The following is a 13283-nucleotide window of genomic DNA, read 5'->3' on the forward strand; positions in this document are numbered from 1 at the left end:
AGGCCAGCATCATCCCTTGCAGTAAACGGGCTTCTTGTAGTGAGCGGGCTTGCCCCGCGTTGGGCTGCGCAGCAGCCCCAGAAATTGGCGACGCGGTCTAACAGTTAAAGCATGGCAGCCGGACTGGGAGCGCTTCGCACTCCAACGCGGGGCACGCCCGCTCGCCACGCAGGAATGTGGTGGCCGCCAAAAGTGCGCGGAGGCCTAAGCGGTGAAATCCAGCAACAGCCTCGCCACTTCCATGACTTCATCCAGCACCGCTTCTGCCGACTCGGTAGAAGGATTCAGCATCAGGTCATCGGCATACCCCATCGCCATGGCGAAGATCTGCCGGGCAGCACGATGGGGCGCATCACAGCGGAAAACGTTGGCAGCGACGCCGCGCTCGATCACCTCGGCAAGCATGCCCTGCCACTGCGCGTTGATCACCAAGTACGCCTGGGCCATCTGCGGGTCGTGCATCGCTTCGTCCCAGGCATCCAGCCACAGTGCCCAGCCCGCGTCGGCCGTGCACGGCAGGCAGTCGCGCAAGAAACCCACCAGCGCCTCAAGCGGTGCCACGCCCACCAGCGGCGCACGCACTTGCTCCAACTGTTCATTGGCAAAGCGCACAAAGGCTTCCCGGCGCAGTTCATTCCAATCGCTGAAGTAGTGGTAAACGTGGCTGCGCGACAGGCCGGCATGTTCGGCCAGGTCGCGGGTGGACACATCGGCAAACCCTTTGTTGCGAAACAGCTCCAGGGCGGCGGCGATGATCTGGTCTTTACGGTCGATACGCGACATTCGGCATTTCCCTCAGGCGTCGGATGATGAGTGGCGCTTGCTTTTTGAGCGATCGCTCAAGGATACTTGAGCAGTCGCTCAATAATAGCGTCTATCACTCCTTTGGTGCACCCATGTCATCCGTCACCCCACAAATCCTGATTGAAGAAAGCAAGAAAATCGGCCAACAGTCCGCCAGCCAGACGCTCAAGGCAATCGCCCGCGCATATCCCGGAAAGCTCTTTTGCACACTGTCACTGGTCGCGTTGGAAAATGCGCTGCTGCTGGCCTACCCGCTGTTTGCCGGGTTCGCGGTGGATTCGATCATCCGTGGCGATGCCGCCAGCGCGCTGTTTTACGCCGCGGTGGTTTTGGCGTTCTGGGTGGTCGGGGCGGCACGCCGTGCGCTGGACACGCGCACCTTCACGCGGATCTACGCCGACCTCGCGGTACCGGTGATTCTCAACCAGCGCCTGCAAAACCACAGCACCTCACGTGCGGCGGCGCGGGTGGTATTGGCGCGGGACTTTGTGGACTTCTTCGAAAAACACGTGCCGATCATCGCCACGGCGCTGGTTTCCATCGTCGGCGCGGCGGTGATGTTGCTGGTGATCGAGCCGTGGATCGGCCTGGCGTGCCTGAGTGCATTGCTGTTGTGCACCACCTTGCTGCCACGGTTTGCGCGGCGCAATCAGCAGTTGCATGAACGCCTGAATGACCGCCTGGAGAAGGAAATCGGCCTGGTGGAAAAGGTCGGTGCGCACACCTTGCAGCGCCACTATCAAGTGCTGTCGCGCCTGCGCATCTGGCTGTCAGACCGCGAGGCCGCCGCGTTCCTGTTTATCGGTACGCTGGCAGCCCTGCTGTTTGTGGTCGCCATCAGCCAGTTGGCGTTGTCGCCGGCGGTGAAGGCCGGCCACGTGTACGCAGTGATGACCTACCTGTGGACCTTCGTCAGCAGCCTGGACGAGGCGCCCGGCATGGTCGATCAACTGGCGCGCCTCAAAGACATCGGCAAACGCGTAGACCCGGGCCTGGGCGAGCGCTAAGCCTCAACGAAACCGATCAACCTCATGCCGCAAACCCGCCGCCAGGGTTTCCAGCTCCTTGGCGGTAACGGCCAGGTTCGACACCACTTCACGCTGCTCGCTGTTGGCCAGCGCAATGCTTTGCAGGTTGCTGCTGAGCAAGGTCGCGGTGCTGCTCTGCTCTTGGGTTGCCGTGGTAATTGCCGCAAATTGCTGACCGGCCGAGCGGCTTTGCTCGTCGATACGCGCCAGGGCTGAAGCCACGTCGGCGTTGCGCGACAGGCCTTCCTGCATCAACGTATTGCCGTGTTCCATGGTGCTGATGGCATTACCGGTTTCCTGCTGAATGCTCTGGATCATCCCGGAGATTTCATCAGTAGCCTGGCGGGTGCGCGAGGCCAGGTTGCGCACCTCGTCGGCGACCACGGCAAAACCACGGCCTTGCTCACCGGCGCGGGCGGCTTCGATGGCCGCGTTGAGCGCCAACAGGTTGGTCTGTTCGGCAATCGAGGTGATCACACCCACGATCCCGCCGATTTCCTGGGAGCGCTGGCCCAAGGTATTGATCACCGTGGCCGTGCTGTTCAGCGCGGTGGCGATATGTTCCAGCGACGACGAGGCCTCCTGCATCGAGGTGCGGCCGATGCGCGTTTGCTGGGCGTTTTCCTGGGCCAACCGCTCGGTGTTGCCCATGTTGTCGGCGATGTTCAGCGACGTTGCGCTGAACTCTTCTACCGCGCCGGCCATGCTGGTGATTTCGCCGGACTGCTGCTCCATGCCTTCATAGGCGCCACCCGACAAACCGGACAATGCCTGGGCACGGCTGTTGACCTCTTCGGCGGCCTTGCGGATATGCGAGACCATGGTCGACAGCGCTTCACCCATCTGGTTGAAGCTGCGCGCCAATTGGCCGATTTCGTCATTACTGGACACATTGAGGCGCGCACTCAAGTCACCCGCGCCGAGGGCTTCGGCTTGACGCACGAGGTCACTCAAGGGTTGCAACTTACTGCGCAACAGCCAGACCGCCGCGCCCACCGCGAACAACATTGCCAACACGCTGCCAATCACCAGGCGAATACCAACGGCCCAGGTCACTTCGCGAATTTCGGATTTCGGCATGCTCGCCACCACCGACCACGGGCCGCCTTCAAACGGCACTGAGACGCTGTAGAAATCTTCGTTTTTGTCACTCCAGAAACGCCCCTCGCCCGGTTTTTTGGCCAGGTCGAGCACCACCGGTACCGCCTGGTCCAGTGCCTGCACGCCGGCGGGTGGCACCAGCCAGTGCTTCTGTTCGTCTAGCAGCGCAAGGGAACCCGTCTGGCCGATACGGAAGCGCTTGAGGTTTTCAAACTGGGCGTTCTGGGCATCGGTGTAGTCGAAACCGACAAACAGCACCGCAATCACTTTGCCGCCGGCATCGCGCACCGGTGTGTATTGGGTCATGTAGGAGCGGTCGAACAGCACGGCGCGGCCGACGTAACTTTGCCCGGCAAGCAGGCGTTGATACGCCGGATGCTGGTGGTCCAGCGCCGTACCGATGGCGCGACTGCCGTCTTGTTTGGTCAGGGACGTGCTGATGCGGACAAAGTCTTCGCCGCTGCGCACAAACACGGTGGCCACGCCGCCGGAGGTGTCCTTGAATTCATCGACCTCATCGAAATCGTTGTTCAACAGGTCGTTGCCCATGAACAGGCTCGGGGTTTGTACACCCGCCACTGCGACCTGCTGCTCGCCGCGTACACTCAACCCCGCACCAAAGCGCTTTTCAAACAGCCCGCTCAAACGCTGGGTACTTTCGCGCAAGGTGCTGTGGAAGGTATTGAGTTGGTCGGCGAGCAAACGCGCTTCGCTGGCCAGGTGTTCCTCGCGGGTGTCGAGGTTGGCGGAGTCGAGCGACCGCAAGGCGAAAACCGTACTGCCGCTAATGACGACAGCCAGTATCACGGCTAATGCGAGGCCTAACTGGGAGGCAATCCGAGCGCGAGGTTGAGACATGACAGCTCCTGGCCGAGGCCAGGATCATCCTGATCTCATAGCGCTACTCGGCAAATTATCTAGTGGGAAACGTTGGTGCACGGTAGTTCCAACACACCTTATTCGGCGGGCGCGGGGAATACTTGAGCGATTCACAGGGGTATCGCGCATACGATTGCATAAAAGGCCAGTAACGCTTCAGTCAAGGCGCTCGACCTGGGGCAACTCCATGGCCTTGACCTCACCTTGAAGAAATTCCGCCAGACGCCTTAAACGCTCGCCACCAGGGCGGGTTCTCGGCCACACCAGGTAGTAATTTTCGCCACTGGCCACGGCGGTCGGCCACGGCAGGCTCAATCGTCCCTGGGCCACGTCCTCGGCGACCATCAGCAAATCGCCCATCGACACCCCGTAACCCCGTGCTGCGGCGATCATGCCCAGCTCAAGCGTGTCGAACACCTGCCCGCCCTTGAGCGAGACCTGAGATGCAAGCCCCATGCGCTGCAGCCAATTGCGCCAGTCGCGGCGGTCGGGCGTGGGGTGCAGCAGCTCAGCGCACGCCAGACGCGTTACGTCCCACGGCCCGTCTGCCAGCAGGTTGGGGGCGCCCACGGGGATCAGCAGTTCGGGGAACAGGTAACTGGCTTCCCAGTCCGCCGGAAAATGCCCATAACTCAGCAACACCGCGCAGTCGAACGGCTCCTGGTTGAAGTCCACTTCGTCCACGCTCATCCACGCACTGGTCAGTTGCACCTCGTTGCCCGGCTGCAACGCCCGGAAGCGGCTGAGCCGCGCCAGCAACCAGCGCATGGTCAGGGTCGACGGCGCTTTCATGCGCAGGATGTCGTCTTCGGCATTCAGGGTGTGACAGGCCCGCTCCAGCGCAGCAAAACCCTCGCGCACGCCGGGCAGCAGCAAGCGCGCCGCTTCGGTGAGCTGCAGGTTGCGGCCGCTGCGCTGGAACAGGCGGCAGGCAAAATGCTCTTCGAGTGTGCGGATATGCCGGCTGACGGCACTTTGCGTGATCGACAGCTCCTCTGCCGCGCGGGTAAAGGAGTTGTGCCGTGAAGCGGCCTCAAACGCGCGCAAGGCGTACAACGGAGGAAGACGACGTGGCATAGGGAACCTCCGACAGAGCAAGACCAAACCCTACCATGAGTTTTAATCATGCGAACGATCGCTTTTATCCTTTTGTGTAATGCGTTGGGAGCGCCGAGAATCAACCCCTCCCCAACCCTCTGACTTTTTGAGCGTGATGATCATGCAGCATCCGGTGCGTACTGAACTCTGGGCCATTCTGCGGCTGTCGGGGCCGTTGATTGCCTCACAGTTGGCGCACATGTTGATGGTACTGACCGACACCCTGATGATGGCCCGCCTGAGCCCCGAAGCCCTCGCCGGTGGCGGCCTGGGCGCAGCGAGCTATTCGTTCGTGGCGATTTTCTGCATCGGCGTGATTGCTGCAGTCGGCACGCTTGTGGCCATTCGCCAAGGCGCGGGCGACATCGAAGGCGCCACCCGCCTGACCCAGGCCGGGCTGTGGCTTGCCTGGCTGATGGCATTGGTGGCCGGCTTGCTGCTGTGGAACCTCAAGCCCGTATTGCTGATGTTTGGCCAGACCGAAACCAACGTGCATGCGGCGGGGCAATTTCTGACCATCCTGCCGTTCGCCCTGCCCGGCTACCTGAGCTTCATGGCCTTGCGCGGCTTTACCAGCGCTATCGGCAAAGCCACGCCAGTGATGGTGATCAGCCTGGGCGGTACGGTGCTCAACTACTGCCTCAACCACGCCTTGATAGAAGGCATGTTCGGCCTGCCGAAACTGGGATTGATGGGTATTGGCCTGGTCACTGCGATTGTCGCCAACAGCATGGCTTTGGCGCTGATGTGGTACATCCGCAGTAACCGGGCTTACGCTGCCTACCCGCTGAGTTCAGGCCTGCTGCGCCTCAACACCCTGTATCTGCGCGAGCTGTGGCGCCTGGGCTTGCCGATTGGTGGCACCTATGCGGTGGAGGTCGGCTTGTTTGCCTTCGCGGCGCTGTGCATGGGCACCATGGGCAGTACGCAACTGGCGGCGCATCAGATTGCCCTGCAAATCGTCTCGGTAGCGTTCATGGTGCCAGCGGGAATGTCATACGCGATCACCATGCGCATCGGCCAGCATTACGGCGCCGGACAGTTGCTGCAGGCGCGCATGGCCGGGCGTGTCGGCATCGGATTCGGTGCGGCAGTGATGTTGGGATTTGCCGCAGTGCTGTGGCTGTTTTCCGATGCGCTTATCGGGCTGTTCCTCGACCATAACGACCCGGCTTTCCATGACGTAATCGTCCTGGCCGTCAGCCTGCTGGCCGTGGCGGCCTGGTTCGAATTGTTCGACGGTGTGCAGACCATCGCCATGGGCTGCATCCGTGGGTTGAAGGACGCCAAGACGACCTTTCTGGTGGGCTTGGGTTGCTACTGGCTGATCGGCGCGCCGGCGGCGTGGTTGATGGCATTCACCCTCGGCTGGGGGCCGACCGGTGTGTGGTGGGGTCTGGCGTTGGGCCTGGCCTGCGCGGCCGTCAGTTTGACCTGGGCGTTTGAGGCGAAGATGAAGCGCATGATTAGGCGGGAGCCGGAAATTCGTGCTGAGTTTCAGGCCATGCAACCCGACTAGAGACTGTACTCGTTCAATGTGGGAGCTGGCTTGCCTGCGATGGCATCACCTGGTTATGCATGACACACCGAGGTGTCTGCATCGCAGGCAAGCCAGCTCCCACACAAGCCAGCTCCTACAGTTGATTGGGTTCGCACTTCAACCCAGCAAAGCCTGCTGGCTCTTGCCAAACGTCAAATACTCCACCAATTCCGGCAACGGCAACGGCTTGCTGATCAAATAACCCTGCGCCTGGTCGCAACCGAACAAGCGCAACAGCGCCAACTGCTCGGGCGTTTCCACACCTTCAGCCACCACTTCCAGGTTGAGGTTGTGCGCCAGGTTGATCATGGCGTGCACCAGCTTGCGATTCTCTTCGCGCTCTTCCATGCCGCCGACAAAGCTCTTGTCGATCTTCAACAGGGCAATCGGCAGGCTGTTGAGGTGCACGAACGACGAGAATCCAGTGCCAAAGTCATCCAGGGAAAACCGCACGCCCAGGCGGCCGAGGGCGTCCATGGTTTGTTTGACCAAGTCACTGCGGCGCATGACGGCGGTTTCGGTCAATTCGAACTCCAGCCACTGCGCTTCCACACCACGCTCGGCAATCAGCCGGCTGAGAGTCGAGAGCAGTTGGCTGTCCTGGAACTGGCGAAACGACAGGTTGACCGCCATGTGCAGCGGCGGCAGGCCTCGTTCGCGCAGGTCTTGCATGTCGCGCAGGGCACGGGAGATCACCCAGTAGCCCAGCGGCACAATCAGGCCGCTCTGTTCGGCCAGTGGCACGAACTCGCTGGGTGGCAACAGGCCGCGTTCGCCATGGCGCCAGCGCACCAAGGCTTCCAGGCCGACAATATGCCCGTCGTCCAGGTCCAGGCGCGGCTGGTAGTGCAGTTCCAGCTCGTCGCGGCGCAATGCGCGGCGCAGTTCACTTTCCAGGTCGGCCAGGCTGCGCGCGTTGCGGTTGATGCGTTCGTTGAAGATATGAAAGGTGCAGCCTTGCGTACTTTTGGCTTGCTGCATGGCGATGTGCGCGTGCCACATCAGTGGGTCGGCGCCAGCACGCGCGCGGGCATGCGCCACGCCCAGGCTGCAGCCGATCAACAAGCTTTCGCCATCCACCCAATAGGGTTCGGCCATGGCTTCGGTGATGCGTTCGGCCATCCATTCGGCACGCTGGGGCGCGCGGCGCGTATCGATCAGCAGGGCGAACTCATCGCTGCCCAGGCGCGCCAACTGGTCCCCGGCTTCGAGCTGGCTCTTGAGGCGCGAAACCACTTGCAGGATCAACCGGTCGCCGGCCTGGTGGCCTAAAGCGTCGTTGGCATGGCGAAAGTTATCGAGGTCAAGGTGGCCGAGCGCCAGGCCACGGCCTTCGTTTTCAACCAGCCGCGCCGCCAGCAGGGTTTGGAAACCCTGGCGATTGGCGATCCCGGTGAGCGGGTCCTGTTCGGCCAGACGCTGCAGGGTGGTCTCCAGCACGCCGCGCTCGCGGACATGGCGCAGGCAGCGGCGCAATGTATCGGCATCCAACACCTCACGGATCAACCAATCGCTGACACCCAGCGGGGAAACCAGCGGTTCCTGCTCCAGCAGTAATACGCACGGCAAGTTGCAACGGCCGGGGCCGGGTTGCAGGCTGGGCGTGGTCAATAACACGGCCGTGTGGTCGTCATCGAACAGACGACTCACCGAGTCCCAGTTGGGCGCACTGATCAGCACAGCCCCATCGCCCATCGGCGCCAGGCACTCGCGCAACAACGCTGCCCACGCTGGCTCATCGGCCAGTAGCAGCAAACGCAAGGGTTCGACAGGCGTAGACAAGCTAGCTCCCTAGACTCTGCAAAATTTCGTTGGCGGCGGGCATTATGACGCGCGGCCTGATAATCACCAATGATAAGGGTTATCAAATACGCTGGCTGTAAGCATTCGTCCCGATCTTCAAGGACAGAAGGCCCCCACATCCTGCGGCAAAGTATCAAAACCGGCAAATTTAGATCGAGTGGTACGTCACACTGTCGTTCTGTGAGAGCAGAATCCTGCGAGCCTGTTAAAATGCCCGCCCTTTTGAACAACGACTCCCTGAATTCTGTATGTCCCGACTCAATCCCCGGCAGCAAGAAGCCGTGAACTACGTCGGCGGCCCTCTATTGGTGCTCGCCGGCGCAGGCTCCGGCAAGACCAGCGTGATTACCCGCAAGATCGCGCACCTGATCCAGAACTGTGGCATCCGCGCCCAGTACATCGTCGCCATGACCTTTACCAACAAGGCGGCGCGCGAAATGAAAGAGCGTGTCGGCACGCTGCTCAAGGGCGGCGAAGGCCGTGGTCTCACCGTGTGTACCTTCCACAACCTGGGCCTGAACATCATCCGCAAGGAGCATGCGCGGCTGGGCTACAAGCCCGGTTTCTCGATTTTCGACGAAACCGATGTGAAGTCGCTGATGACCGACATCATGCAAAAGGAATACGCAGGCGACGACGGCGTGGATGAGATCAAGAACATGATCGGCGCCTGGAAAAACGACCTGATCCTGCCGCCCCAGGCCCTGGAAAACGCGCGCAACCCCAAGGAACAGACCGCCGCCATCGTCTACACCCACTACCAGCGCACGCTCAAGGCGTTCAACGCGGTGGACTTTGACGACCTGATCCTGCTGCCGGTAAAGCTGTTCGAGGAACACGCCGACATCCTCGAAAAATGGCAGAACAAGGTCCGCTACCTGCTGGTGGATGAATACCAGGACACCAACGCCAGCCAGTACTTGCTGGTAAAAATGCTGATCGGCACGCGCAACCAGTTCACCGTGGTGGGCGACGACGACCAGTCGATCTATGCCTGGCGCGGTGCGCGCCCGGAAAACCTGATGCTGCTCAAGGACGACTACCCGTCCCTGAAAGTGGTGATGCTGGAGCAGAACTACCGCTCCACCAGCCGTATCCTGCGTTGCGCCAACGTGCTCATCTCCAACAACCCCCACGAGTTTGAAAAACAACTGTGGAGCGAGATGGGCCACGGCGACGAAATCCGCGTGATCCGCTGCCGCAATGAAGACGCCGAAGCCGAGCGCGTGGCCGTGGAAATCCTCAGCCTGCACTTGCGCACCGACCGCCCCTACAGCGACTTTGCGATCCTGTACCGCGGCAACTACCAGGCCAAGCTGATCGAACTGAAATTGCAGCACCACCAGGTGCCGTATCGCCTGTCGGGCGGCAACAGCTTTTTCGGACGCCAAGAAGTGAAAGACCTGATGGCTTACTTCCGCCTGATCGTGAACCCGGACGACGATAACGCCTTCCTGCGCGTGATCAACGTCCCACGCCGGGAAATCGGTTCGACTACGCTGGAAAAGCTCGGCAACTACGCCACGGAACGCAAAATCTCGATGTACGCCGCCACCGACGAAATCGGCCTGGGCGAGCACCTGGACACTCGGTTCACCGACCGCCTGGCGCGCTTCAAGCGCTTCATGGACAAGGTGCGCGAGCAGTGCGCCGGCGAAGACCCGATCAGCGCGCTGCGCAGCATGGTCATGGACATCGACTATGAAAACTGGCTGCGCACCAACAGTTCCAGCGACAAGGCCGCGGATTACCGCATGGGCAACGTCTGGTTCTTGATCGAAGCGCTGAAAAACACCCTGGAAAAAGACGAAGACGGCGAAATGACCGTCGAAGACGCCATCGGCAAGCTGGTGCTGCGCGACATGCTCGAGCGCCAGCAGGAAGAGGAAGACGGCGCCGAAGGCGTGCAGATGATGACCTTGCATGCCTCCAAGGGCCTGGAATTCCCCTACGTGTTCATCATGGGCATGGAAGAGGAAATCCTCCCGCACCGCTCCAGCATCGAAGCCGACACGATCGAAGAAGAACGGCGCCTGGCCTACGTGGGCATTACCCGCGCGCGTCAGACGCTGGCCTTCACCTTCGCCGCCAAGCGTAAGCAATACGGCGAAATCATCGACTGTGCCCCCAGCCGGTTCCTCGACGAGCTACCGCCGGACGATCTGGCCTGGGAAGGCAATGACGACACCCCGACCGAGGTGAAGGCCGTTCGCGGCAATACCGCCTTGGCGGATATACGCGCGATGTTAAAGCGCTAGAATCGACTACTTTTTAATCTACTTTCGGCGCACACCGCGCCATTAGAGGAAGCTTTCCGTGGAAGCACTGCACAAGAAAATTCGCGAAGAAGGCATCGTGCTTTCCGATCAGGTACTCAAGGTCGACGCCTTTCTGAACCACCAGATCGACCCGGCGCTGATGAAACTGATCGGCGACGAATTCGCCGAGCGCTTCAAGGACTCGGGCATCACCAAGATCGTCACCATCGAAGCCTCGGGCATTGCGCCGGCGATCATGACCGGCCTGAACCTGGGCGTGCCGGTGATTTTCGCGCGTAAGCAGCAGTCCCTGACCCTGACCGAGAACCTGCTGTCGGCAACGGTGTACTCGTTCACCAAGAAGGTCGAAAGCACCGTGGCAATCTCGCCGCGCCACCTGACCAGCAGCGACCGCGTGCTGGTGATCGATGACTTCCTGGCCAACGGCAAGGCGTCCCAGGCGCTGATCTCGATCATCAAACAAGCTGGCGCGACCGTCGCAGGCCTGGGGATTGTGATCGAGAAGTCGTTCCAGGGTGGCCGTGCCGAGCTGGATGCGCAGGGTTATCGGGTTGAGTCGCTGGCGCGGGTGAAGTCGTTGGCCGGTGGTGTGGTTACTTTCATCGAGTAATCGATAACACCCCAAATATTTGGGGTGGGCGCAACTCAAAATGTGGGAGGGGGCTTGCCCCCGATAGCAGTGGGTCAGCCAACACATTGGGTGACTGATACACGCAATCGGGGGCAAGCCCCCTCCCACAGTTGGTTTCGAGGTGGTTTTTAGTGTGCGGTGGCCTGTAGACCGGCGAGCAGCAAACGCTGGTACAGATCCTCTTTCAACCCCTCCGGCTGATCCAACCGCATCCGCTCCAGATGCTTGGGAAACGCCTCCGGCTCCGGTGCATCCAGCGCCGCCTTGCCCAACTCCAGAATCTCGGTCAGCTTGAATTTGCTCTTGAGCCAATTCAGCGCGCGCAGCAGATCCTTCTCCTCATCCGTGAAGTCAGTGCCCAGCGGATACTCCGGAAACAGCCGGTGATGCCGCGCCTGAATACCCTTGAGCCGCTCCGGCGTATTGTCGGCAAAGCGTGGGTCCAGCTCGAAATCCTTGGGCAGCTTGCCGGCCTTTTGCGCCTGTTCGATCAAGTCGTTTTGAAAGCGCGAGTCGGTGATATTCAGCAGCGCCTCGATCACCTTCGCATCTGTCTGCCCACGCAAATCGGCAATCCCGTACTCGGTGATGACGATATCGCGCAGGTGCCGGGGAATGGTGCAGTGGCCGTACTCCCAGACGATATTGGAACTGACCTCCCCGGCCGACTCGCGCCAGCTGCGCAGGATCAGGATCGAACGCGCGCCTTCTAGTGCATGGCCCTGGGCAACAAAGTTGTACTGCCCGCCGACGCCGCTGAGCACGCGGCCATCTTCCAGCTGATCGGCCACACCTGCGCCGAGCAAGGTCACCATGATTGCGCTGTTGATAAACCGCGCGTCCAGGCGTTGCAGGCGCTTGAGCTCTTCCTGGCCATACAGCTCGTTGATGTAGCTGATGCGAGTCATGTTGAATTCGAGGCGCTTGGCGTGAGTCATTTCCTGCAAGCGCTGGTAAAAACTGCGCGGCCCGAGGAAGAAACCGCCATGGATCGACACGCCGTCAGGTTGCGCCGCGTCATCCAGCATGCCGGCATTGGCTTGCGCCTGGGTCGTCACATCCGGGTAAACCTTGCGCCGGATAATGCCGGCGTCAGCCAGTACCAGCAGGCCGTTGACGAACATTTCGCTGCAGCCATACAGGCCACGGGCAAAGGGCGACACACCGCCTTCGCGGCTGATCAGGGGCGCCCACTGATACACATCAAGGTCGGTGAGCAGCAGTCGATAAGCCTCGTTATCCGCCTGGCGCGCCAGTAAGGCGGCGGTCAGCGCATCGCCCATGGAGCCGATACCGATCTGCAACGTGCCGCCATCGCGCACCAGGGTGCTGGCATGCAGGCCGATAAAGTGGTCCTGAAAACCCACCGGCATGTTCGGCGTGGAGAACAGCGTGGTGCTGTCCTTTGCGTCGATCAGGTAATCGAACGCGTCCATGCCCAGTTCAGCATCGCCCGGCATGTAGGGCAGATCGGAATGCACTTGGCCAACGATCAGGACGGTTTCGCCAGCATCGCGACGCTTCTCGATCATCGGCAGCAGGTCGAGTGTGATGTCGGGGTTGCAGCTCAAGCTCAGGCGATCCGGATGCTCAGTGCTGCTGGCCACCAGTTGCGCCACCAGATTCAGGCCGGCGGCGTTGATGTCGCGCGCCGCGTGACTGTAATTGCTGCTGACGTAATCCTGTTGCGCCGATGCGCTGTGGAGCAGACTGCCAGGCTGCATGAAGAACTGCTGGACGCGGATGTTCGCGGGCAGGCTGTCCTTTTGCAGGTCGGCAAGAAAGTCCAGCTCGGGGTAATCGCCAAAGACGCGTTCGATGAAGGGCTCGAGAAAGCGCTTCTGCAAACCGTCGCCCAAGGTCGGACGACCCAGGGCCAGCGCGGTGTAGATTGTCAGCGCGCGCTCCGGCAACTTGGCGATACGCCGGTACAGCGCATTGACGAACAGGTTGGGCTTGCCCAGGCCCAGCGGCATGCCCATGTGGATATGCGCGGGCAAGCGCGCCAATACGTCGTCAACTGCTTGCTCGATTGAACACAACTGCACCATCCGACCCTCCTGACATTCCATGATTAGGGGTTGGACCGAGCTTGCCGGGTCTTTGCTGCAATGAACAGT

The 13283-nt window shown here is 61.0% G+C and carries 9 protein-coding genes; 4 read left to right on the plus strand and 5 right to left on the minus strand.

The features are described 5' to 3' along the window. Nucleotides 1-204: 204 nt before the first annotated feature. Nucleotides 205-783: a TetR/AcrR family transcriptional regulator gene (locus tag AC19YS_RS07495; RefSeq protein ID WP_106575836.1), complete on the minus strand. Its 579-nt coding sequence runs from the start codon at nt 781-783 to the stop codon at nt 205-207. A 113-nt stretch (nt 784-896) separates the two neighbouring features. On the opposite strand from AC19YS_RS07495, the gene AC19YS_RS07500 reads away from it, so the two are divergent. Further along, a complete protein-coding gene (locus AC19YS_RS07500) occupies nt 897-1811 on the plus strand; it encodes an ABC transporter six-transmembrane domain-containing protein (protein ID WP_177410054.1) in 915 nt (304 codons plus the stop codon). Nucleotides 1812-1814: 3 nt separating this feature from the next. Here AC19YS_RS07500 and AC19YS_RS07505 read toward each other — a convergent pair whose 3' ends face one another. Next, nucleotides 1815-3791, minus strand: a complete 1977-nt coding sequence (locus tag AC19YS_RS07505) for a methyl-accepting chemotaxis protein (protein WP_500601363.1) — start codon at nt 3789-3791, stop codon at nt 1815-1817. Between the two features lie 177 nt (nt 3792-3968). Next, a complete protein-coding gene (locus AC19YS_RS07510; RefSeq protein ID WP_500601364.1) occupies nt 3969-4889 on the minus strand; it encodes a LysR substrate-binding domain-containing protein in 921 nt (306 codons plus the stop codon). A 136-nt stretch (nt 4890-5025) separates the two neighbouring features. On the opposite strand from AC19YS_RS07510, the gene AC19YS_RS07515 reads away from it, so the two are divergent. After that, nucleotides 5026-6429 carry a NorM family multidrug efflux MATE transporter gene (locus AC19YS_RS07515; RefSeq protein WP_500601365.1) on the plus strand — a complete coding sequence of 468 codons (1404 nt, stop codon included), beginning with the start codon at nt 5026-5028 and terminating at the stop codon, nt 6427-6429. Between the two features lie 138 nt (nt 6430-6567). Here AC19YS_RS07515 and AC19YS_RS07520 read toward each other — a convergent pair whose 3' ends face one another. Continuing rightward, complete coding sequence (locus AC19YS_RS07520; protein WP_106575841.1) at nt 6568-8232, minus strand: putative bifunctional diguanylate cyclase/phosphodiesterase; 1665 nt, start codon at nt 8230-8232, stop codon at nt 6568-6570. 269 nt (nt 8233-8501) lie between these two features. On the opposite strand from AC19YS_RS07520, the gene rep reads away from it, so the two are divergent. Then, entirely contained in the window at nt 8502-10511 is a 2010-nt protein-coding gene (gene rep / locus AC19YS_RS07525) for a DNA helicase Rep (RefSeq protein ID WP_169367837.1), read from the plus strand. 58 nt (nt 10512-10569) lie between these two features. Beyond that, nucleotides 10570-11142 carry a xanthine phosphoribosyltransferase gene (locus AC19YS_RS07530; RefSeq protein ID WP_094948722.1) on the plus strand — a complete coding sequence of 191 codons (573 nt, stop codon included), beginning with the start codon at nt 10570-10572 and terminating at the stop codon, nt 11140-11142. A 149-nt stretch (nt 11143-11291) separates the two neighbouring features. Here the strand turns inward: AC19YS_RS07530 and AC19YS_RS07535 are convergent, their stop codons facing one another. Further along, a complete protein-coding gene (locus AC19YS_RS07535) occupies nt 11292-13214 on the minus strand; it encodes an acetyl-CoA hydrolase/transferase C-terminal domain-containing protein (protein ID WP_500601366.1) in 1923 nt (640 codons plus the stop codon). Nucleotides 13215-13283 lie beyond the last annotated feature (69 nt).

The organism is Pseudomonas sp. MF08831 (genome assembly GCF_059862645.1).